Origin of the sequence: Leisingera sp. UBA4491, assembly GCF_002388965.1 — a bacterium.
In the GTDB taxonomy this organism is placed as follows: Bacteria; Pseudomonadota; Alphaproteobacteria; order Rhodobacterales; family Rhodobacteraceae; genus Leisingera; species Leisingera aquaemixtae.
The window spans coordinates 285193-306005 of record NZ_DGNN01000026.1 but is presented as its reverse complement, the minus strand read 5'-3'; the positions used below and the strand labels follow the sequence as shown (position 1 = coordinate 306005).

The 20813-nt window shown below is 64.9% G+C and carries 19 protein-coding genes; 9 read left to right on the top strand and 10 right to left on the bottom strand.

The annotated features are described in order from the left end of the window. Positions 1-55: 55 nt before the first annotated feature. On the bottom strand, positions 56-604 hold the full coding sequence (locus B2P87_RS15030) for a peroxiredoxin (protein WP_058286787.1): 549 nt from the start codon (positions 602-604) through the stop codon (positions 56-58). Positions 605-800: 196 nt separating this feature from the next. Continuing rightward, on the bottom strand, positions 801-1715 hold the full coding sequence (locus B2P87_RS15025; RefSeq protein ID WP_141890232.1) for a hypothetical protein: 915 nt from the start codon (positions 1713-1715) through the stop codon (positions 801-803). 222 nt (positions 1716-1937) lie between these two features. On the opposite strand from B2P87_RS15025, the gene lipA reads away from it, so the two are divergent. Then, positions 1938-2888: a lipoyl synthase gene (gene lipA, locus B2P87_RS15020; protein ID WP_058286789.1), complete on the top strand. Its 951-nt coding sequence runs from the start codon at positions 1938-1940 to the stop codon at positions 2886-2888. Further along, the gene (locus B2P87_RS15015) at positions 2885-4027 is read left to right on the top strand and encodes an amidohydrolase (protein ID WP_141890233.1); all 1143 of its coding nucleotides are present in this window, start codon (positions 2885-2887) and stop codon (positions 4025-4027) included. The genes lipA and B2P87_RS15015 overlap by 4 nt, the downstream gene beginning before the upstream one ends. A 13-nt stretch (positions 4028-4040) precedes the next feature. Here the strand turns inward: B2P87_RS15015 and B2P87_RS15010 are convergent, their stop codons facing one another. Together B2P87_RS15010 and hpt are read right to left on the bottom strand one after the other, a co-directional pair. Then, positions 4041-4418 carry a hypothetical protein gene (locus B2P87_RS15010; RefSeq protein WP_141890234.1) on the bottom strand — a complete coding sequence of 126 codons (378 nt, stop codon included), beginning with the start codon at positions 4416-4418 and terminating at the stop codon, positions 4041-4043. Positions 4419-4673: 255 nt separating this feature from the next. Beyond that, the gene (gene hpt / locus B2P87_RS15005; RefSeq protein ID WP_141890235.1) at positions 4674-5219 is read right to left on the bottom strand and encodes a hypoxanthine phosphoribosyltransferase; all 546 of its coding nucleotides are present in this window, start codon (positions 5217-5219) and stop codon (positions 4674-4676) included. A gap of 74 nt (positions 5220-5293) precedes the next feature. On the opposite strand from hpt, the gene B2P87_RS15000 reads away from it, so the two are divergent. Continuing rightward, on the top strand, positions 5294-5740 hold the full coding sequence (locus tag B2P87_RS15000) for a type II toxin-antitoxin system RatA family toxin (RefSeq protein WP_141890236.1): 447 nt from the start codon (positions 5294-5296) through the stop codon (positions 5738-5740). 94 nt (positions 5741-5834) lie between these two features. Then, positions 5835-6476 (top strand): thiopurine S-methyltransferase, encoded by a 642-nt coding sequence (tmpT, locus tag B2P87_RS14995; protein ID WP_141890237.1) that lies wholly within the window; start codon positions 5835-5837, stop codon positions 6474-6476. A gap of 102 nt (positions 6477-6578) precedes the next feature. Here tmpT and B2P87_RS14990 read toward each other — a convergent pair whose 3' ends face one another. The 4 genes from B2P87_RS14990 to B2P87_RS14975 all read right to left on the bottom strand — a co-directional run bounded on the left by B2P87_RS14990 (position 6579) and on the right by B2P87_RS14975 (position 10033). Beyond that, entirely contained in the window at positions 6579-7760 is a 1182-nt protein-coding gene (locus B2P87_RS14990; protein WP_141890238.1) for an ammonium transporter, read from the bottom strand. 139 nt (positions 7761-7899) lie between these two features. Continuing rightward, a complete protein-coding gene (locus tag B2P87_RS14985; protein ID WP_141890239.1) occupies positions 7900-8391 on the bottom strand; it encodes a CinA family protein in 492 nt (163 codons plus the stop codon). A 2-nt stretch (positions 8392-8393) separates the two neighbouring features. After that, positions 8394-8900, bottom strand: a complete 507-nt coding sequence (locus B2P87_RS14980) for a phosphatidylglycerophosphatase A family protein (RefSeq protein ID WP_141890240.1) — start codon at positions 8898-8900, stop codon at positions 8394-8396. Then, positions 8897-10033 carry a bifunctional 2-C-methyl-D-erythritol 4-phosphate cytidylyltransferase/2-C-methyl-D-erythritol 2,4-cyclodiphosphate synthase gene (locus B2P87_RS14975; RefSeq protein ID WP_141890241.1) on the bottom strand — a complete coding sequence of 379 codons (1137 nt, stop codon included), beginning with the start codon at positions 10031-10033 and terminating at the stop codon, positions 8897-8899. Before B2P87_RS14975 ends, B2P87_RS14980 begins: the two co-directional genes overlap by 4 nt. Positions 10034-10214: 181 nt before the next feature. On the opposite strand from B2P87_RS14975, the gene dusB reads away from it, so the two are divergent. The 5 genes from dusB to B2P87_RS14950 all read left to right on the top strand — a co-directional run bounded on the left by dusB (position 10215) and on the right by B2P87_RS14950 (position 17437). Then, positions 10215-11201 carry a tRNA dihydrouridine synthase DusB gene (gene dusB, locus B2P87_RS14970; RefSeq protein WP_141890242.1) on the top strand — a complete coding sequence of 329 codons (987 nt, stop codon included), beginning with the start codon at positions 10215-10217 and terminating at the stop codon, positions 11199-11201. After that, positions 11198-12277 carry a two-component system sensor histidine kinase NtrB gene (locus B2P87_RS14965; RefSeq protein ID WP_141890243.1) on the top strand — a complete coding sequence of 360 codons (1080 nt, stop codon included), beginning with the start codon at positions 11198-11200 and terminating at the stop codon, positions 12275-12277. Before dusB ends, B2P87_RS14965 begins: the two co-directional genes overlap by 4 nt. Before the next feature lie 3 nt (positions 12278-12280). Then, a complete protein-coding gene (locus tag B2P87_RS14960; protein ID WP_141890244.1) occupies positions 12281-13648 on the top strand; it encodes a response regulator in 1368 nt (455 codons plus the stop codon). 100 nt (positions 13649-13748) lie between these two features. Further along, entirely contained in the window at positions 13749-16031 is a 2283-nt protein-coding gene (locus B2P87_RS14955) for a sensor histidine kinase NtrY-like (protein WP_141890245.1), read from the top strand. Next, the gene (locus B2P87_RS14950; RefSeq protein WP_141890246.1) at positions 16028-17437 is read left to right on the top strand and encodes a sigma-54-dependent transcriptional regulator; all 1410 of its coding nucleotides are present in this window, start codon (positions 16028-16030) and stop codon (positions 17435-17437) included. The genes B2P87_RS14955 and B2P87_RS14950 overlap by 4 nt, the downstream gene beginning before the upstream one ends. Before the next feature lie 45 nt (positions 17438-17482). Here the strand turns inward: B2P87_RS14950 and B2P87_RS14945 are convergent, their stop codons facing one another. Both B2P87_RS14945 and B2P87_RS14940 read right to left on the bottom strand, forming a co-directional pair. Continuing rightward, on the bottom strand, positions 17483-19816 hold the full coding sequence (locus B2P87_RS14945) for a caspase family protein (RefSeq protein ID WP_141890247.1): 2334 nt from the start codon (positions 19814-19816) through the stop codon (positions 17483-17485). Positions 19817-20254: 438 nt separating this feature from the next. Continuing rightward, positions 20255-20725 carry a hypothetical protein gene (locus B2P87_RS14940; RefSeq protein ID WP_141890248.1) on the bottom strand — a complete coding sequence of 157 codons (471 nt, stop codon included), beginning with the start codon at positions 20723-20725 and terminating at the stop codon, positions 20255-20257. Positions 20726-20813 lie beyond the last annotated feature (88 nt).

The following is a 20813-nucleotide window of genomic DNA, read 5'->3' as shown; positions in this document are numbered from 1 at the left end:
AAAACAAAAGGCCCGGCGCATCCGCCGGGCCTGGTGTTCAGCTTGAAGAGACGGCTCAGGCCGCGACTTCTGCCTTGGCTTCTTTCAGGTGCTTCAGCACGGTCTCCGGGGAGGAGACGCCATAGGGATCTTCGCCGTGGTTGTCGGACAGGCCCGGCTCTTCGAACCATGCCTCGACCACGCCATCGTTGATGATGGCGGCATAACGCCAGGAGCGGTTGCCGAAGCCCAGGTTGTCCTTGGCGACCAGCATGCCCATCTTGCGGGTGAATTCGCCGGAGCCGTCCGGGATCACTTCCACGTTCTGCAGTTCCTGAGCGCGCGCCCAGGCGTTCATCACAAAGCTGTCGTTCACCGACATGCAGTAGATCGCGTCGATGCCTTCGGCCTGGAAGTCGGCAAAGCCTTTTTCAAAGCCCGGCAGCTGGTAGGTGGAGCAGGTCGGGGTGAAGGCGCCCGGCAGCGAGAACAGCACAACGCGCTTGCCTGCGAAATAGTCGGCAGTGGTCTTGTCTTCCCAGCGGAACGGGTTCGGGCCCTCGATCGACTCGTCACGGACACGGGTGCGGAAGGTCACGTCGGGCAGCTTAACGCCAGCTTTCATCTCTGAATCTCCTGAAGGTTCATGCTCGTTCGGCGCGCAGACTTAAAACGATTCTAAGCCGGTATCAACACGTCCATGACTCCAGGATGCAGCTTATGTTTCTGCACCGCGGCATGCGGCGCAGATGCGCCTTTCAAGGCGCTGATCGCGGCAGTTTCCCGCCGCCGCAATGCCTTATCCGCAGGCGGGCGCGGCGCTAGGCCGCAGCTTTCTTGATCGTCACCGTGGTGCCGCGCAGCTTGCGCTCGGCGGCGGCGGTGAGGTCATTGAACTTCTTCAGCGTCGCCAGCAGCTTCTTCTTGTCCTTTGAATCCTCAATGGCGCGCGGGAACTTCTTCTGCACGGTCTGGTACTGATCGTTGATCTTCTTCAGATCCTTGAACTTCGCCGCTGCCGCCTTGAGGTCCGGCACCGCCGCCTTCAGGTCCTGGCCCGCCTTTTCGATGGCTGCCCCGCAATGGGCGTTGATCGCCTTGACCAGCAGGCCGACCTGGTTGGCGTATTTCTTCAGGTTGCGGTCCACCAAGAGTTGCGGCAGCTCGGTCGCGTCCAGCTTTTTGTCGTGGCTGTCCGGTTTTTCCTTCAGGATCTTGGCCACGTTCTTCTGGAAGTTCGCGGCATAAAGCTTCTGCATCGCGTTCAGCTTGCCTTCGTATTCCGAGGCCTTTTTCACCCCGGCCATCTCCTTGTCCAGCGCGTCCTGCAGCGCCTCGATGTCCTTCTTGGAGTCCGAGGTCTTGGACCGCTTTTTCAGATCCTTGCCGATGTCCGCCGCCAGCTTGCTCATCTTGGCCAGATGCGCCTTGGCCTCGCCGCAGAAAGCGGTCATCGCGCTGACCTCTTCCTGATGAATGTCCACCGCCTTGTTCCAGGTGGTCATGCCGTCCTTGAAGTGCTTGTTCTTCTGGAAATCCGCCAGTTTGCCGGAGGTCACCCCGTCGGCGCGCGCCTTGGCCAGGCTTTCGCGGAAATAATCCTCGCCCTCCCAGGCGTTGCCCAGCGAGATCCCGATGCGTTTCTTGATCTTGTCGCCCTCGGCCGCGGTGAATTTCTGTGTGCCCGCCGCCAGCTTCTTGTGCTCCGCCTTGAACTTTTCCAGCTCCTTGGCCATCACGCCCTCCCATACTGATTACCTGTGCCGTCTACCCGGGCAATTGCCCTGCACAGCTAGACTATGTGCGGCGATGCGGCGCTTTGGCAAAGGAAAACGGCGCCGGTATCCGGGGGCTCAGCCATGATCAGGCGGCAAGGCAGGGTTGACGATATCCCCGTGCCAAGCCAAGTCAGCTATGATACACCCGCAAGAAAGCCAGAGGCCGGAAGGGAAACCCACGTGAGAGACCTTAAAATCCCGGAGCAGCGCCACCCCGAGAAGGCGCATCGTCCCGACAACGCTCAGCCCAAGAAGCCAAGCTGGATCCGGGTCAAGGCGCCGGGCGGCAAAGGCTATGCCGAAACGCACAAGATCATGCGCGACAACCAGCTGACCACGGTCTGCGAGGAAGCGGGCTGCCCCAACGTCGGCGAATGCTGGAGCCAGGGCCACGCCACCATGATGATCATGGGCGAGATCTGCACCCGCGGCTGCACTTTCTGCAACATCGCCACCGGCCGCCCCGACGCGCTGGATGCGTTTGAACCGGGCCGGGTGGCCCATGCGGTGCAGAAGCTGGGCCTGAACCACGTGGTGATCACCTCGGTGGACCGCGACGATCTGGAGGATGGCGGCGCCGAGCATTTTGCCCAGACCATCCGCGCCGTGCGCCACCGCAGCCCCAGCACCACCATAGAAATCCTGACCCCCGATTTCATCAAATGCGATGACAAGGCGCTGGAGATTGTGGTGGAGGCCAAGCCTGACGTCTTCAACCACAACCTGGAAACCGTGCCGGGCCTTTATCCCGAGGTCCGCCCGGGCGCGCGCTATTTCCATTCCCTGCGCCTGCTGCAGCGGGTGAAGGAGCTGGATCCCTCGATCTTCACCAAATCCGGCATCATGGTCGGCCTGGGCGAGGACGCGCAGGCGGTGAAACAGGTGATGGATGACATGCGCGCCGCCAACATCGATTTCCTGACCATCGGACAGTACTTGCAGCCGACGCCCAAGCACCACGCAGTCGACCGGTTCGTGACGCCGGAGGAATTCAAGACCTACGAGAAAGCCGCCTATGGCAAGGGCTTCCTGATGGTCTCGGCCACCCCGCTGACCCGGTCCTCCTACCACGCCGGCGACGATTTTGCCCGCCTGCGCGAGGCGCGCAACAAGAAGCTGGGTCTGGCATGACACCTGAGCGTCTGGCGCGGCTGACCCGGCGGCGCCACGCTCTGCACCAAATCCCCGAAGTGTCCGGCGCCGAGGAAAAGACCGCCGCCATGGTGGCGGGCTATCTGCGCCAGCAAAACCCCGATCAGCTGCTGACCGGCCTGGGCGGCCACGGCGTTGCCGCGGTTTATGAGGGCAGGGAGGATGGCCCCAGGGTCGTCATCCGCTGTGAACTCGACGGGCTGCCGATTGAGGAGCTTTCGGACCAGCCCTACCGCTCCACCCACCCTGGCCGCGGCCATCTTTGCGGCCATGACGGCCATATGGCAATGGTGGCGGCGCTGGCCGAAGACCTCTCCGCCCGCCGTCCCGCCAAAGGCCGGGTGGTGCTGCTGTTCCAGCCCGCCGAGGAGACCGGCAAGGGCGCTGCGGCGGTGATCGCCGATCCCGCCTTCCCTCAGATCGCGCCGGATTATGCGTTCTCATTGCACAATCTGCCGGGTCTGGCGGTGGGGCAGGTTGCCATATGTTCCGGCCCCGCCAACTGCGCCTCCCGCGGAATGCGGATCAAGCTGACTGGCAAGACCTCTCACGCTGCCGCGCCGCAGGACGGGGTGTCGCCCGCCGGGGCCATCGCCCGACTGCTTCCGGGGCTTGCGGCTTTGGGCAGCGGCGGCGGTCTGGGGCCGGAGTTTGCCCTTGTCACGCCGACCCACGCCCGGCTGGGCGAAGCCACGTTCGGCATCGCGCCGGGGGAGGCGGAGGTCTGGGCGACCCTGCGCACCGTGACTGACACCTGCATGGGCCAGCTGATCACTGCGGCCACAAAGCTGGCAGAGCAGGTCTGCGCGGCGGAAGGACTGGAATTGGCGGTCGAATTCGACGACGTGTTCGACGCCTGCAGCAACCACCCGGAGGCGGTTGAGGTGCTGCGCACAGCGGCTGCGGCGGCCGGCTGTCCGGTGCAGATGCAGGAGCTGCCCCAGCGCTGGTCCGAGGATTTCGGGCAGTTCGCCAGGGGCGCCAAAACGGCGATGTTCTGGCTGGGCTCAGGGGAGGCGCAGCCGCAGTTGCACAATCCCGATTACGATTTCCCGGACGCAGCAATCCCGGCCGGGGCCGGGATTTTTTTGCACGCGATCCGGGATTTGCTTGGCTGACCCTTGCTGACCTTTACTGGGTCAGCGCATTGACGACGGCCACCGCGCCGACAATCGCCAGCGTGTCCTTGACGACCTCAAAGATCTTGTTGTCCTGGCGCACGTAGCGGTGCCCGTCGCGCGGCGGCTCCAGCCCCCAGCGGCCGTAGTCGTCCACGTAGACCCAGTCATCCCCGCGGATGCGGCCTTCATAGCGGTCATGATCATGGTCGTGGCTGTGCTTGGAGTGGCTGTGCTTGGAGTGGTGGCGTTTCTTCACCTGGCCCGGTGCGTAATGGGCGGCGCTGTTATTGTGGCCCGGCGCCCATTTCGGCGGCCCGGCGTGGGCGGCTGCGGGGGCAAGGGCGAGGCTGGTGGCCGCGGCTGCGGCCGTCATCAGAAACTTGTGCATTGGCGGATCTCCCGTGATCTCTGCGTTTGCAGACCAGATGGGCAAAGCGGGCGGAAAAGGCAAATCGGCTGCGCCGGAATGTGCCGCCGTCAGAGCAAAACCGGCGGAGCGGCGCCGGTTTCTGGCGCCGTGCAGGTTCCTGATTTCTGTGGCATTTCTGCAAGGAAGCTGCGGCAGGCCGCATGAGCGGTGCACGGGCGGTGCACGGGCGGTGCACAGGGGGTGCACGCATGTCACCCCCGGTCATCGGCTGTTTCAGCTCTCGCCGGTGAAGCGCACCTTGCCGATATGCGGCAGGTTCCGGTTCCGCTGCGCATAGTCGATGCCATAGCCGACGACAAACTCGTCCGGGATCTCGAAACCCACCCAGTCAGAGCGGAAATCCACCTCGCGCCGCGACGGCTTGTCCAGGAGCGCAATCGACTTCAGACGCGCCGGATTGCGGCTTTGAAGCAGGTGGGTGACGTGGTTCAGCGTGTGGCCAGTGTCGACGATATCTTCGACAACCAGCACGTCGCGCCCTTCAATCGCACCGCGCAAGTCCTTGAGAATCCGCACTTCCCGGCTGCTTTCCATCGCATCGCCATAAGAGGACGCTTCCAGGAAATCGACCTCGATCGGCAGGTCCAGTTCCCGCACCAGATCGGCGATGAACACGAAACTGCCGCGCAAAAGACCAACGACGACCAGCTTGTCGGTATCGCCGAACTCCTTCTGAATCTCTTCGCAAAGTTCCTCGATCCGCGCGGCAATTGCCTTGGCCGAGATCATCACATCAATGACATATGGACGCTGTGACATGGCTGCCCCCTTGAATTTCCCGCGCGTACATAGGACATGACGCGTCACAATTGTAGCAGAAAATCAGCGGACAGATGCCCACACACTCGGAAACCCGCCAGATGCCCTATTCGGCGCAGCAGATGTACGATCTCGTGGCTGATGTCGCGCAATACCCCCAGTTCCTGCCCTGGTGCTCCGCCGCCCGCATCCGCAGCCGCGCGCCGCTGGGCGAGGCGGAGGTGATGGAGGCGGATCTGGTGATCTCCTTCAAGGTCTTCCGCGAACGCTTTGGCAGCCGGGTGACTTTATATCCCGGCGAGAAAAAGATCGACACGGAGTATCTGGACGGCCCGTTCCGCTACATGAAATCGAACTGGTCCTTTGCCCCGCGCGAGGACGGCACCTGCGACGTGTCCTTCTTTGTCGATTTCGAATTCAAGAACGCGGTTCTGCAAGGCATCATCGGGGTGGTCTTCAACGAGGCGATGCAGCGCATCGTGCGCGCCTTCGAGCGCCGCGCGGCGGAGCTGTACCGCTAGGGGCCCGCGGGACAAAAACCTGTTGACCTCATGCGGGCTTCAAGCGGTATCCCCGGGTGAAACCATCAAACCCCACGGAAGGAACACCGCTGAAATGGAGCAGGAATTCTGGCAAGCGCGCTGGCGGGAGAACCGGACAGGCTTTCATGAGGCAGCCCCCAATTCCTTGCTGACGAGGCATTTCCCGGCGCTTGGCCTGACGGCGGGACAGTCCGTCTTTGTGCCGCTCTGCGGCAAGGCGCTGGATCTGGACTGGCTTTGCGCGCAGGGGCTGCGCGTGACCGGTGTGGAGTTCAATGAAGGCGCGGTGGGGGAGGTGTTTGCCCGTCAGGGGCTGACGCCGGAAATCACCCGCGCGCAGGGTCTTATCCGCTATCAGGCTGGGGATCTGACGCTTTATGCCGGGGATTTCTTCGCCGTGGCTGCGGCGCATCTTGGTGCGGTCGATGCGGTCTATGACCGGGCCGCGCTGGTGGCGGTGAAGCCCGAGGAGCGCGCGGAGTATGCCGCGCATCTGAACCGGATCACCGGTACGGCGAAACAGCTGCTGATCGCATTCAGCTATGACCAGTCGCTGATGGATGGGCCGCCGTTTTCGGTGCCGGGCCAGGCGGTCGAGGCGCTTTACCGGGACACCCACACGGTCACGCTGGCGGAGGAGCGTGCAGCGGACGGCCGGATCGGCAAACTCTGCAATGCGCAGGAGCAGGCCTGGCTGCTGACGCCCTTGACCTGAAACCGGCTTTCCCGGAAACGGAAAACGGGTCCCCGAAGGGACCCGCCCGGTGCGAAAAATTGCACCTTCTGCCGTGAGTGGCGGCATCCGCCATGGCCGGGGTCAGCTGTTCATGTCGTATGCGCGCTCACCGTGTACGGACAGATCGAGGCCGTTGGTCTCGCTTTCAAGATCCACGCGCAGGGATGTGATCGCGGCGGAGACTTTTACCAGCACGATGGTCACGACCACGGTGAAGATCCCGACGATCACCAGCGCGCCCAGTTGCGCAGCCCAGGCACCGGCGCCGAAGACGGCGATCATGATGGTGCCGAAGATGCCGCCGACGCCGTGCACGGCAAAGACGTCCAGCGTGTCGTCGATCTGCATCCTGTTGCGGATCAGGTTGACCATCTCCTGGCACAGCACCCCCGCAACCGCCCCGATGATCAGCGCCTCCACCGGGCCGACAAAGCCGGAGGCCGGGGTGATCGAGGCAAGGCCTGCAATGGTGCCGGTGACCAGGCCGACCAGGGAGGCCTTGCCGTATTTGATCTTTTCCCACAGCGCCCAGGAAAGCGAGGCCGTGGCGGCAGAGAGATGGGTCACGGTCAGCGCCATCGCCGCACCGCCGTCGGCGGCCAGCTGCGAGCCGCCGTTGAAGCCGAACCAGCCGACCCACAGCATTGCGGCGCCGATCATCACATAGCCGGGGTTGTGCGGCGGGATGGTGCGGTTTTTGCGCGGGCCCAGGAAGAAGGCGATAATCAGCGCCGCGAGGCCTGCGGTTTCATGCACCACGATGCCGCCGGCAAAGTCCCTGACCCCGGTCTCGCCGAAGATGCCGCCATCGGCCAGGAAGCCGCCGCCCCAGATCCAATGCACCACGGGCGCATAGCAGAGCAGCATCCAGAGGCCGGAGAACACCAGCACGAAGCCAAAGCCCACACGCTCCACATAGGCGCCGACGATCAGCGCGGGCGTGATGATGGCAAATGTCATCTGGAAGGCAAAAAACAGAACCTCGGGCAGGGTGCCCGACAGGCTATCGGCGGTGACGCCGTTCAGGAACATCTTTTCCAGCCCGCCCCAGAGGCCGCTAGTGCCGCTTCCGAAGGCAATGGTGTAGCCGAAGGCCAGCCACAGAACGCTCATCAAACAGGCAATGGCATAGCAGTGCATGAAGACGCTGAGCACATTGCGGGCACGCACAAGGCCGCCGTAAAACAGGGCCAGCCCTGGCAGTGTCATGAAGAGGACCAGGGCCGTGGCCACAATGATCCATGCGGTATCCGCTCCGTTCATCCGATTGTTCCTTCCCCTCAAAAACCGGTGGGATCAGGAGAAAGCGGAAAGCCCGCGCAGAAAAAAGCGGCAGGGGTGCGCAGAGCGCTCAAAAACGGGGCTTTTTTGCAAGTGCTGAAAAATTGAGCGCCGCAGCGGGTCAGCTGCCCGTTTCGCGTTCGATTTGGGAAATGGCCTGCGCCAGCAGCTCCAACGCGCGGTCGCGGGCCGCGGTGCGGACCTTGCCCCGCCCAATGGCGCCGAATTCCACCGTTTCGGTGACGGTTTTTTGGCGGTCGCGCGCGAGGCCGAAGCAGACGCGGCCCTCCGGTTTGTACTCGGAGCCGCCGGGGCCAGCGATGCCGGTGACGGAGACGGCAATCGTTACGCCTGCGTTCCGCACCGCACCTTCGGCCATCTCTGCAGCGACCTCTTCGCTCACCGCGCCCACCGCATCCAGCGTCTCTGCCCTGACGCCCAGCATCTGCATCTTGGCGGCGTTGGAGTAGGTGACAAACCCCCGGTCGACCACGGCGGAGGAGCCGGGGATGTCTGTCAGCGCCACGGCAATCATGCCGCCGGTGCAGCTTTCGGCGGTGGCGATGGTGATGCCTGCGGCCGTTGCGCGGCGGATGAGGTCGGCGGTGTCCATGCTTACAGTCCTAGAACACCGTGGGACAGGAAGGCCAGCGCAACAACGCCGATGGCGGCCATGATGCCGGCAATCACGTCATCCATCATCACGCCTGTCGCGCCTTTTTGGCGGTCGGCCCAGCCGACCGGGCCGGGCTTCCAGACGTCAAACAGGCGGAACAGCACAAAGGCGGCAATCCAGCCCGGCCACAGGGCGGTGATCTCGATGTCATGCGCCCAGGCCGGGTAGGACACGGCCCAGAGCGCGGTGAACTGGCCTGCGACCTCGTCCAGTACAAATTCCGACGGGTCCATGTTCTCGCGGTTGCGGGTCATCGCCTCTGCCGCCCAGACGCCCACGATCATGCAGATCACGGTTGCCAGCGCCAGCAGCAGAAACCCGCCCAGCTGGTGCAGCGCATAGGCCATGGGAAGCGCCGCAAGCGAGCCCCAGGTGCCGGGCGCAGGGCGCAGGTAGCCGATGCCGCCCACGGTGCCGATCAGGAAGGCCAGATGCGATCTCTTCATGGTTTCACCAAAGCTGCAGTGGCGATGGCGGCGATGCCCTCGCTGCGTCCGGTAAAGCCGAGGCGTTCGGAGGTGGTGGCCTTGATCGACACGCGGTCCGCGCCGATGCCCAGGATCTCAGCCATCACTGCGCGCATCTGGGCGGCGTGCGGGCCGACCTTGGGGTATTCGCAGACCAGGGTGCAGTCGACGTTGGAGAGGGTGAAGCCCATCTCGCGCGCCAGATTGGCGGCATGGCGCAGGAAGATCTCGCTGGCGGCGCCTTTCCACTGCGGGTCCGAGGGCGGGAAGTGCTGGCCGATGTCACCCTGCGCCAGCGCGCCATAGATCGCGTCGGTGACGGCGTGCATGCCGACGTCGGCGTCGGAATGGCCTTGCAGGGTCTTGTCATGCGGGATTTCGACGCCGCAGAGGATCACACTGCTGCCGGGGCCGAAGCGGTGCACGTCGTAACCATTGCCAAGCCTGATATCCATGTCTGCTCCCAGAATGCGCTCCGCCCGGGCGAAATCCTCGGGGCGGGTGATTTTGATATTGTCGGGCTCGCCCGGAATGATGCGGACGTCAAGGCCTGCGGCGCGGGCGACCTCCACGTCATCCGCCGCGCCGCCCGGGTGGGCCAGGTGTGCGGCAAGGATCTCCTGATAGCGGAAGCCCTGCGGCGTTTGGGCGGCGAACAGGCCGCCGCGCTCCTGGGTGCCGGTCACGCTGCCGCCGGCGCCGGTCCAAAGTGCGTCGGTCACGGCCAGCGCCGGGGCCGCTGCAGGCCCATCGTCCAACGCGCCGATGATACTGCGGATCAGAGCGGAGCTGACACAGGGACGGGCGGCGTCGTGGATCAGCACCTTGTCCACCCCTTGTGCGTCCAAAGCCTTCAGCCCGTTCAGGACCGAGGCCGCGCGCTCGGCTCCGCCTTCGGCGAGGATCAGGCCGGGCTTGCCGGAGAAGGCCTCCCAAGCCTGTTGGTCGTCTGCCGAGAGAACCAGTACGGTAAAGTCCACGCCCGCCTTTTCAAAGGCGTCCAGCGTCCAGTCGATCACCCGGCGGCCCTTCAGCGGGCGCCATTGCTTGGGGGTGCCGCCGCCTGCGCGGGTGCCGCGTCCGGCGGCGACGATCAGGGCGGCTGTGGTCATGAAGGCCTCGTTGCAAATCCGGCCTTTGTTTATGAGGTGGCGCGGAGATAGGCAATCACCTGGCGGAAAGTGCCTAATAATTAGGCAAATGAGGGCTGGCAGTGCCTTGCACAGGGCGGTTTCATTGCTGCATAGCAGGGACTTCGGATAAAAAAGCTTCAGTTGCACAAGGATTAGGCAGTTGTCCTTCACGCTTGGAACCACCTCCATGTCTCCGCCGATTGCATTGGCGCCGATGGCCGGAATCACCGACCGTCCGTTCCGGGATCTGGTCCGCTCCTTCGGGGTGGGGCTGATGGTGAGCGAGATGGTGGCAAGCCAGGAGATGGTGCAGGCCAAGCCCGGCGTGCGGGAACGCGCGGAGCTGAGCGCCGATGCGGAGAACACCGCAGTGCAGCTGGCGGGGCGCGAGGAATACTGGATCGCCGAGGCTGCCAAGCAGGTCGCGGGGCAGGGCGCGCGGATCATCGACATCAACATGGGCTGCCCGGCCAAGAAGGTGACCAACGGCTATTCCGGCTCGGCCCTGCTGAAAACGCCCGACCACGCGCTGCGGCTGATCGAGGCTGTGGTCGGCGCGGTGGATGTGCCGGTCACGCTGAAGACGCGGCTGGGCTGGGACGATCACTGCCTGAACGCCCCGGATGTGGCGCGCCGCGCGGCAGAGGCCGGGGTGCAGATGGTGACGATCCACGGCCGCACCCGCTGCCAGTTCTACAAGGGGTCGGCGGATTGGGCGGCGATCCGGGCCGTCAAGGACGCGGTGAACGTGCCGGTGCTGGCCAATGGCGATATCGTGGACACGGCCTCTGCCAGGCAGGCGCTGGAGCTGTCGGGCGCCGATGGTGTGATGATCGGGCGCGGTGCCGAAGGCAAACCCTGGCTGCTGGCGGAGGTGGCGCATCATCTGTGGGGCACCCCGGCGCCGGACGTCCCCGAGGGAGAGGCGCTGATTGCAATGGTTTCAGAGCATTACAAGGCAATGCTCGCGTTTTACGGGCCGGAACTGGGCGTGCGTGTCGCGCGCAAGCATCTGGGCTGGTACATGGATGAGGCCGGGACCGGCCCGGCCATGCGCCGGGCGGTGCTGACAGAGAAAGTCCCGGCAGACGTTCTGGCCCTGCTGCCGGAGGCGCTGAGCGCGCGGGATGCGGAGGCTGCCGCATGATGGACAGCGCCGCCCTCTGGGCCTCCTTGCCGGTGCCTGCGTTCCTGATCGACGCTTGGGACAAGATCGCGGATGTGAACGCGGCGGGAGAGGGGTTTCTGAACACCTCCCGCAAGGCGCTGCTGGGCCAGCCGGTCTGGGACACACTGGCGATTGACGCGCCGATCGAGGATGCCTTTGCCCGTGCCCGGGTGCAGGGCACGCCGCTGTTCGTGAATGACATTGACGTGGGGTCCGGCAGCAGGGCGCCTTTGCAATGCGGGGTGCAGATCGCCTCGCTGCAGGGCCAGGAGGGGGTGATGCTGCTGATGGTCACCCCGCGCGAGCTGGCCGGGCGGATGACCCAGACCCATTCCGCCAAATCCGCCGCTGCCTCGGCCATCGGCATGGCAGAGATGCTGGCGCATGAGATCAAGAACCCGCTGGCGGGGATCACCGGGGCGGCGCAGCTCCTCAGCATGGGGCTGGGACCGGAGGATCTGGAGCTGACCGACCTGATCGTCAGCGAAAGCCGCCGTATCGTGAAGCTTCTGGAGCAGGTGGAGCAGTTCGGCAACCTGACAGAACCGGAGTTCAAGCCGGTGAACCTGCATGACGTGCTGGACCGGGCGCGCCGCTCGGCGCTGCTGGGCTTCGGGGCGCATATGACCATCACCGAAGGCTATGACCCGTCGCTGCCGATGGCCTGGGGCGATGCAGACCAGCTTTTGCAGGTGGTGCTGAACCTGCTGAAGAACGCCTCGGAAGCGGCTGATCCCAAGGGCGGACATATCCGCATCCGCACCTTTTACGAACATTCCTTCCGGCTGCGCCGCAGCGACGGAACCGGCAAGCTGCTGCCCTTGCAGATCGAGATCATCGACGACGGGCCGGGGCTGCCGGACAATATCAAGGATGACATTTTCGACCCGTTCGTGTCGGGCCGGGAGAATGGCACCGGGCTCGGCCTTGCTTTGGTGAGCAAGATCGTCTCGGAGCATAATGGCTGGATCTCGGTAAGCTCGGTTCCCGGGCGCACGGTGTTCCGGCTGTCGCTGTCGCGCGTGCCGCGTGACGCAAAACCGCAGGAGAGCTGATTCATGGACGGCACCGTTCTGGTCGCTGACGACGACCGCACCATCCGCACCGTTCTGACCCAGGCGCTGACCCGTGCAGGCTGCAAGGTGCATGCGACCTCCTCGCTGACCACGCTGATGCGCTGGGTGGGCGAGGGCAAGGGCGACGTTGTGATTTCGGATGTGATGATGCCGGACGGGAACGGGCTGGAGATGCTGCCCAAAATCCAGGCAGACCGGCCCGGGCTGCCGGTGATCGTGATCTCGGCGCAGAACACCATCATGACGGCGATCAAGGCGGAAGAGGCGGAGGCCTATGACTACCTCCCCAAACCCTTTGACCTGCCGGAGCTGATGAAGCGCACCGCCAAGGCGCTGTCGGCCAAGCGGGTGGCGCCGGCGGCCGCCAAGGGTGAGGTGCGGGAACGGCCGGAGGAGCTGCCGCTGATCGGCCGCAGCGAGGTGATGCAGATGCTGTACCGGCTGATTGCACGGGTGATGAACACCGATCTTCCGCTGCTGATCACGGGGGAAAGCGGGACGGGCAAGTCCCTGATCGCGCAGGCTATTCACGATTTCTCAGATCGCCGGACCCTACCGTTTGTGCATGCCGACGCCGCCAGCCTGATTGAGCTGGAAGGCCCGGCGCGGCTGCTGGCGCAGGCCAAGGGCGGCACGCTGGTGATTGATGAGCTGGCCGACCTGCCGGAAGAGGCGCAGGCGCGGCTGGTGCGGATGATGGACAGCCCCGGCGACCATGCGCCGCGCTTCATCGCCTCCAGCCAGAAAGACCTGGCGGCGGCAATGGAGGCAGGCGCGTTGCGCCAGGACCTGTATTACCGGATCTGCGGCACCGCGCTGCATGTGCCGGCCCTGCGCGAGCGGGTCGAGGATATTCCGCTGCTGTCGGAGCATTTCCTGATCCGGTCCGAGAACGAGGGTGCGCCGCACCGGGTGCTGAGCGAGGGCGCGCGCGAGGTGCTGCGCCATTTCGGCTGGCCGGGCAATGTGCGGCAGCTGGAAAACGCGGTGCGCCGCCTGGCGCTGACCGCCCGCGGTGAGGAGATCACCCAGGCCGATGCCGCCGCCGTGCTGGGGCCGCAGTCCGGGCCGGAACCCGCGGTGGCTGGCCTGTCCAGCGAGAAACTGTCCGAAGCCGTCGGCCGCCACCTGCAGCGCTACTTCGACCTTCACGGCGACATGCTGCCGCCGCCGGGCCTGTACATGCGGCTGCTGCGCGAGGTGGAGACACCGTTGATCGAGATTGCGCTGACAGCGACGGGCGGCAATCAGGCAAAATGCGCCGAGCTGCTGGGCATCAACCGCAATACCTTGCGTAAGAAGATCACCGATCTTGATATTGAGGTGACACGCCGCCGCAAACTGATGTAATATCGCCACAGAAATGTGGCTTTGCCGTGAATTTCCTAGGCAGGGCCACGAGATATGGCGGTGACTCGCAAAGAGTCGCACATCAGGATGAGGGCAGTGGGTGGCGTATAAGTCACATCTGAGGGCAGCATACGGGCCGCTTGCGGCCATTGACCGGTGGCGGAAGACCCGCCGCGCCCGCAATATCGGCACCATTGGCCTGGTTCTGCTGGGGCCGGTGCTTGCGTTGGCGACATTCCTGATCATCGGCCCGCTGGGGCAGGGGGCGTCCTCGCGGTCGCTGCGGCTGATTCTGCTGGCGGATCTGGTCTATATCCTGACCATCGCGGCGCTGGTGATGGCGCAGATCGTGCGCCTGTTTGCGGCGCGGCGCTCGAAATCGGCCGGCTCCCGCCTGCATTTGCGGCTGATCGGGGCCTTTGGCTTTCTGGCGCTGATCCCCACCGTCATTGTCGCGGTTTTTGCGGTGCTGACGGTGAATGTCGGGCTTGAGGGCTGGTTTTCGCAGCGGGTGCGCCAGGTGATTGGCAGTTCGCTGGCCGCCGCAGAAGCGTATCAGGCACAGCAGAAGGGCGACTTGAGCGAAGATGCCCGGGCCCTTGCGCGCTATCTGGACGGCAGCCGCACCCGCAGTTTCTTCATCAACGACGCTGAGCTGCGGCAGGTGCTGGCACAAGGCCAGCTGCAGATCCAGCGCGGCCTGCGCGAGGCCTATATCCTCGACAGCGGCGGGCAGATCCGGGCGCGCGGCGAACGCTCTTATGAGTTTGATTTCGAACGCCCCGACAGCCGCCAGCTGGAGGCGGCCCGCGAAGACGGCATGCTGCTGATCGAGGATTGGGACAACAGCGAGTTTCGCGCCCTGGTGCAGCTGAACGCCTTTGTCGACAGGTTTCTGTATATCAGCCGCGATGTGGACGGAGAGCTGCTGAACCTGCTGGATGACACCCAGGAAACCGCCCATCTTTATCAGCAGCTGGAAAGCGAGCGCGGCCGGGTGCTGTTTGAGTTTGCGCTGCTTTATATCGGGTTCGCGGTGATCCTGATCCTGGCGGCGATGTGGCTGGGCATGTGGTTTGCCGAGCGGCTGTCGCGCCCGGTCGGGCGGCTGACGGTGGCGGCGCAGCGGGTCGGCGCCGGCGATCTGGACGTGCAGGTTCCGGTTGATGACGGCGGCGACGAGATTTCCCAGCTGGGCCAGTATTTCAACCAGATGACCCGCGAGCTGAAGGGGCAGCGCAGCCGCCTGCTGGACAACACACGGCAGATCGAACGCCGCCGCCGCCTGTTTGACTCGGTGCTGTCGTCGGTGACGTCCGGGGTTGTGGGGCTGGACGCCGACGGGCGGGTGACCTTCGTGAACCGCTCTGCCGAACGCCTTCTGGACTGGCAGGAGGACCAGCAGTCGCTGGCGCTGGCTGTGTCCGTGCCGGAGTTCGGACCGCTGTTTTCGGAACTCATCGACACCGGCGCCGAGGTGGTCCAGGAGGAAATCAAGGTGACCCGCCAGGGGCGGCTGGAGAACCTGCTGGTCCGGATGTCGCCGCGCCGGTCCGAAGAGGGCGGCCTGGAAGGCTATGTGGTGGCCTTCGACGATGTGACCGATCTGGTCAGCGCGCAGCGGATGGCGGCCTGGGGCGATGTGGCCCGCCGCATCGCGCATGAGATCAAGAACCCTCTGACCCCGATCCAGCTGAGCGCGGAGCGCATCAAGCGCAAGTTCGCGCCGAAGCTGGGCGAGGAAAACAGCGATCAGCTGCAATCCATGACCGACGTGATCGTGCGCCAGACCAACGATTTGCGCCGGATCGTCGATGAGTTCTCGAAATTCGCCCGCATGCCGGAACCGGAGCGGCGCGAGGAGGATCTGGTGAAACTGGTGCGGGACGCGGTGATCCTGCAGCAGCAGGGACAGCCGGATGTCCGGATCACGGCGAAGCTGCCGAAGGAGCAGATGCCCTCGGATCTGGATGCAACGATGATTGGCCAGGCGCTGACCAATCTGATCAAGAATGCAGGCGAAGCCATCGAAAGCCTGCAGAACAAGGGCGCTCCGGACGGTCTGGTGCCTCAGATCCGGGTGGCAGCGGAGAAGACGGGCAACTTCTACGAGATCCGCATCGCCGACAACGGCATCGGTCTGCCCGAAGACCGGGCGCGGCTGTTTGAGCCTTATGTGACCACGCGCGATGCGGGCACCGGGCTGGGGCTGCCGATCGTCAAGAAAATCATCGAAGAGCACGGGGGCACGCTGACGCTGGAAGATGCCCCGGTGTTCGAGGGACACGCGCATAACGGCGCAATGGCGGTGATCCGCCTGCCCGCCGCAGCCAAAAAAGCGGCGGCGCCTAACAAGAGCACAGTGAAAGCAGGTCTGACATGAGTGACATTCTGATTGTAGATGATGAGCGGGATATCCGTGAGCTGGTCTCGGACATTCTCGAGGACGAAGGCTATGCCACCCGCAAGGCCGGCAGTTCGGATGAGTGCATGGCCCGGCTGGAAGAGGCCAAGCCCGCGCTGATGATCCTGGATATTTGGCTGAAGGACAGCCAGATGGATGGCATCGACATCCTGAAGACGGTCAAACGGGACACGCCGGACATCCCGGTGGTGATCATTTCCGGCCACGGCAATATCGAAATCGCGGTCGCCGCGATCAAACAGGGCGCCTATGACTTCATCGAGAAGCCCTTTAACATCGACCAGCTGATGGTGGTGATCCGCCGCGCGATGGAAACCTCGCGCCTGCGCCGCGAAAACTCCGACCTCAAGCGCAAGGAGACCGGTCCGGCGGATATGATCGGCACCTCCGCCGCGTTCCGCACCCTGCTGGGCCAGCTGGACAAGGTGACCAAATCCAACGGCCGGGTGATGCTGACCGGTCCGGCCGGCAGCGGCAAGGAAATCGCGGCGCGCTACATCCACGCCAATTCCAACCGGGCGTCGGCGCCTTTCATCACCGTGAACTGCGCCAGTATCGAACCGGACCGGATGGAAGACGTGCTGTTCGGCCGCGAGTCCTCTGAGCGCGGGGTCGAGCCGGGCCTCTTGGAGCAGGCGCATGGCGGCGTGGTGTTCTTTGACGAGGTGGCGGACATGCCGCTAGGCACCCAGTCCAAGATCCTGCGGGTGCTGGTGGATCAGCAGTTCCAGCGGGTGGGCGGCTCGGACAAGATCCGCGTCGATCTGCGGGTGGTGTCCTCCACCAACAAGAATCTGGATGCGGAGATCGAGGCCGGCACCTTCCGGCAGGAGCTGTACCACCGCCTGAACGTGGTGCCGGTTGCGGTGCCGTCGCTGGCGGACCGGCGCGAGGATATTCCGCTGCTGGCCAATTATTTCATCTCCCAGTTCAACGAGGCTCAGGGCCTGCCGCTGCGGGAGCTGACCGAGGAAGCTGTGGCGCTGATGCAGACGATGCCGTGGCCGGGCAACGTGCGCCAGCTTAAGAACCTGGTGGAACGGGTGCTGATCCTGGGCGACGGCAGTGGCCCGATCGAGGCCAAGGACCTGCCGCGCGAAGAGGAAAAGACCGAAGAGGAAGGCCGTGTGGTGCTGTCCGGCGCGCTGGCGACCCTGCCGCTGCGCGAAGCGCGGGAGGCGTTCGAGCGGGAATACCTGCTGACCCAGATAAACCGCTTTGGCGGCAATATCAGCCGCACCGCGTCTTTTGTCGGCATGGAGCGCTCGGCGCTGCACCGCAAGCTGAAGTCGCTGGGGGTGGTCACCTCCAACAAGGCAGGCGCCCGGGTGGCGCATGTGGAAACCGAGGAAGAACAGGCCTGACCCGGCGGCAGCCGGTGCGCCCGGACATGCCGGGCGCAGGCGGAATCAGAACAGGTCCTGGCGGATCGGGTTCAGTGCAAAATGGATCTGCGCGGCCAGCTGCAGCCGGCTGACCGGATCCTCGGGAACGATGGCGGGCAGGCCCGCCTCCCGCGCGCGGTTTTCAAGCTGCTTGCGCGACGCCGGGCCGAACTGCCCGTCGACCGCAATGCCGGAACCCAGCTGGCGCAGGATATACTGGGTGCCCGCAGCGACGTCCCGTTCCGGCATGCCGGACAGCAGTTCGCGCGCGGCGGCGCGGGCGTCCGGGTCGTTCAGCGCCATCGCCTTGCCCGCCCGCGCGGCAGCAGCATGGGCCGGAACCCGGTCAGAGAGCCGGTTCAGGGCAACCCAGGCGCCATTGGCACCGCCCCAGGCATCGCCGCGGGACAATCCCATGTCATACCATTCCAGCGCCTCCGCCGCGTCCCGTCCGGGCAGGTCGCCGCCCATGATCATGCGGCCGATCTCTGCCGGGGCGTGCGGATGGCCCAGCTGGGCCGCTTCGGCAAACAGCGCCCGGGCCTTTTCCTTGTCGGCCGGCTTGCCCGCGCCGCCATCGCGGTAGACATAGCCGAGATTGGCGGTGCCATAGATGTCGCCGCGCCCCGCCGAGGCCTCCAGATAGGACAGCCCGCGTTCCGGCTGCGCCAGCTCATCGCCACTCCACAGGAAGAACACGCCCAGCTCATTCATCGAATAGGTATGGCCCAGCTCCACCGCGCGGCTGAGCAGATCGAAGCCGCGCTGCTTTTGCTCGGGCGTGCTGCTTGTGCGCAAAAGCCGCTTGCCGCGGGCGTGCATCGAGAAGGGGTCGCCCGCCTCGATCCCCTTGTCCCACAACGCAAAAGCCTTGTCCGGGTCATAGGCGATCGGCACGGTTTCGCGGTCCACATTCGGGGTGACATGCAGATAGGCGACCGCGTTGTAGGCGCGCACATGGCCCAGTTCCGCGGCTTTTTCAAAGGCGTCGTAGGCTTCGATCAAGCGGCCCTGACCCTGCAGCGCGCGGCCCAGCTGGTAATGCAGCCGGCCAAGCTCCGGCGCGGCCTGCACCGCTTCGCGGCAGGCGGCCTCCGCCGCTTTCAGATCAATCTCATTGGGATAGCGGTAAAGGCCAACCCCTTGCAGGTCCAGCAAATCCCCGGCCTCCAGATCGCACTGGCGGGCCACCATTTCCAGGTTCACGGTCACGTCGCGCACCGTGTCCGCCTGCGCAAGGCGCAGAACCATCCGGTCCTTGCGCACCTGGCCGCCATCCTGCCGTGCCGGCAGTTCCGCCAGTTTAGGCGCATAGCTGAGGCTAAGCGCGCTGCCGTCCCCCGACTGCAGCGAAGTGACGCCGGAGGACGGGGATTCCAGAAGTGTCACCGTGGTGCCCGCGCCCACATAAGGGCGGATTTCCGGCGCCAGCTCCAGCGAGCGGCCAAGCGGGATTTTCACCGACAGCTGATCCGGCAGCTGGTTCAGGCTGGCCGGCGCGGCGCCGGGTTCTGCCTTGGCGACGTTCAGCGACCGGTCCGGCGGGCGCAGGTAGATCTTTCGCATCAGTGTCGAGCTTTCCCAGGGCACCTGGGTGTTGCCGGTTGTGCTGTAGACATCGCCGCGGATTGCAGCCAGCACGGTCATCGCGTCCTCCTCCGGGCGGTCGGGGAAGTGGCGCACGACAGAGGCCGTGTAGGGGCTGTTGCCGCCGGGCTCGCCATCCAGCGCGGTGGCGCCGGGGGAGGTGGAAAAGGCCACCAGCGTGTTCAGCGGCGGGCGGAACACGTCAAACCCTTCGCGCGCCTCATAGAGCTGGGCGCCGACCTCGGCGCTGAGTTTGGCGTCGGGCACCGGGTTGTCGCGGCAGGAATCCAGCATCAGGATCTGGCTGCCCGCCTTGCCGCCAAGAATGGCCGACACCCGGTCCAGCGTGACCGACTGGAAGGGCAGGTCGTGAATGCCCGACAGCTCCGCATCGCTGGTCAGCAAGTAGTTGCGCCGCCCCAGCTGGATGCCGTGGCCGGCGTAGTAAAAGAACACCTGGCTGCCGTCGCGGATGTTGAGCGCGGCCTGGCGCAGCAGGGCCTCGAACCCGCGCTTGTCGAGGTCATAGCCTTCAAACACGGTATAGCCGAAGGATCTGAGCATCTCCGCCACCGCCCGGGCATCGTTGCGGGTATTGGTCAGGTCGGTGACGTGGTCATAGTCCTGAATGCCGATCACGATGGCGGTTTCGGGAGCTGACGCCCGCTCGCTGGTTTCGTAGGCGGCCTGTGCCGGCACGGCGGTCAGCAGCGCCGCGCAAGCCAAAGCCGCGGCTGCGGGGCGGAGAGGTTTGTACGGCAGGGCTGTCATGACAGTGTCCCCGGGTTAACCCCAGCCCCCGCCGCCGCCTCCACCGCCAGCACCTCCGCCTTTCGGCGGCCCGATAGTGTCTTCTTCCGGGGTGGCCGGAGCGGGGGCGGGCGCTTGTGCCGGAGCCGGGGCCGGAGCGGGTGCAGTTGCCGGCGCGCGGTAGGTTGCGGGCGCGCTGTACGTCGCGGGCGCCGGAGCCGGAGCGGTTACGGCGGTTGGGGGCGGAGCAATGGGCGTTGTGGGCTCGCAGGCTGCTGTGACAGCGGCGACGGGCAGCGCGGCAAACAGGAAATGTATCCGCATCGGGTACCTTTCTCTCGGAAAATACTGGTCAACAAACAATCCGGTAAACAGCTTACTTGATATGGCGGTGCAAATCAAAGTTAAGCCGCAGATGCCCCGCCCCGGAACCCGGCCAAAACGGCCAGCGCTGCAGGATCAGCCGCCGGGGCGGATGATGATGCTGCCATCCCGGTTGCGCTGCGCGCAGGCGGCTTCGGTCAGCGGTGCCAGCCGCGCGCCGGGCGGCACCACCGGGGCGGTCCGCCGGGTGCAGCGTTTCAGGGCGATCTGTTGGTAGCCTTTGGCGGCCATGCAGGATCTTTCCAGCCGCTTGCGCAGCGGCTTGTTCACATCCACCGTGTAGATGCTGCCCTCCACCCAGTAGCCGGGGTGGTAATAGCAGTCGCCGCCATGGCAGACCTTGCGGCCGGGGTAGAAGACTGGCGGGTGCTGGCGGATTTCATTCGCGACCGGCGCGTCTTCCAGGGACTGGGCTTGGCAGCCGAGTTCATCCGAGTGCAGGCGGGACACCTCAGCACCCTGCCTGTAATAGACCGGGAGCGGGCCGCAGGCGGCGGCGCCCAGCAGCAGGACGAGGCCCGCCAGGATGGACAGATTGCTGCGCATGGGGAAATAATGGCTGCAATCAGAGGAAGTTACAATTAATTTGACCGTGAAAGCGGCTTCTGTCATTCACGTCGGGCAAAACTCCGCC

Excerpts from the sequence above, each read along its gene's own strand:
- B2P87_RS15030 (WP_058286787.1), bottom strand. The coding sequence starts at position 604 with ATGAAAGCTGGCGTTAAGCTGCCCGACGTGACCTTCCGCACCCGTGTC.
- B2P87_RS15025 (WP_141890232.1), bottom strand. The coding sequence starts at position 1,715 with ATGGCCAAGGAGCTGGAAAAGTTCAAGGCGGAGCACAAGAAGCTGGCG.
- B2P87_RS15015 (WP_141890233.1), top strand. The coding sequence starts at position 2,885 with ATGACACCTGAGCGTCTGGCGCGGCTGACCCGGCGGCGCCACGCTCTG.
- B2P87_RS15010 (WP_141890234.1), bottom strand. The coding sequence starts at position 4,418 with ATGCACAAGTTTCTGATGACGGCCGCAGCCGCGGCCACCAGCCTCGCC.
- hpt (WP_141890235.1), bottom strand. The coding sequence starts at position 5,219 with ATGTCACAGCGTCCATATGTCATTGATGTGATGATCTCGGCCAAGGCA.
- B2P87_RS15000 (WP_141890236.1), top strand. The coding sequence starts at position 5,294 with ATGCCCACACACTCGGAAACCCGCCAGATGCCCTATTCGGCGCAGCAG.
- tmpT (WP_141890237.1), top strand. The coding sequence starts at position 5,835 with ATGGAGCAGGAATTCTGGCAAGCGCGCTGGCGGGAGAACCGGACAGGC.
- B2P87_RS14990 (WP_141890238.1), bottom strand. The coding sequence starts at position 7,760 with ATGAACGGAGCGGATACCGCATGGATCATTGTGGCCACGGCCCTGGTC.
- B2P87_RS14985 (WP_141890239.1), bottom strand. The coding sequence starts at position 8,391 with ATGGACACCGCCGACCTCATCCGCCGCGCAACGGCCGCAGGCATCACC.
- B2P87_RS14980 (WP_141890240.1), bottom strand. The coding sequence starts at position 8,900 with ATGAAGAGATCGCATCTGGCCTTCCTGATCGGCACCGTGGGCGGCATC.
- B2P87_RS14975 (WP_141890241.1), bottom strand. The coding sequence starts at position 10,033 with ATGACCACAGCCGCCCTGATCGTCGCCGCCGGACGCGGCACCCGCGCA.
- B2P87_RS14965 (WP_141890243.1), top strand. The coding sequence starts at position 11,198 with ATGATGGACAGCGCCGCCCTCTGGGCCTCCTTGCCGGTGCCTGCGTTC.
- B2P87_RS14960 (WP_141890244.1), top strand. The coding sequence starts at position 12,281 with ATGGACGGCACCGTTCTGGTCGCTGACGACGACCGCACCATCCGCACC.
- B2P87_RS14950 (WP_141890246.1), top strand. The coding sequence starts at position 16,028 with ATGAGTGACATTCTGATTGTAGATGATGAGCGGGATATCCGTGAGCTG.
- B2P87_RS14945 (WP_141890247.1), bottom strand. The coding sequence starts at position 19,816 with ATGACAGCCCTGCCGTACAAACCTCTCCGCCCCGCAGCCGCGGCTTTG.
- B2P87_RS14940 (WP_141890248.1), bottom strand. The coding sequence starts at position 20,725 with ATGCGCAGCAATCTGTCCATCCTGGCGGGCCTCGTCCTGCTGCTGGGC.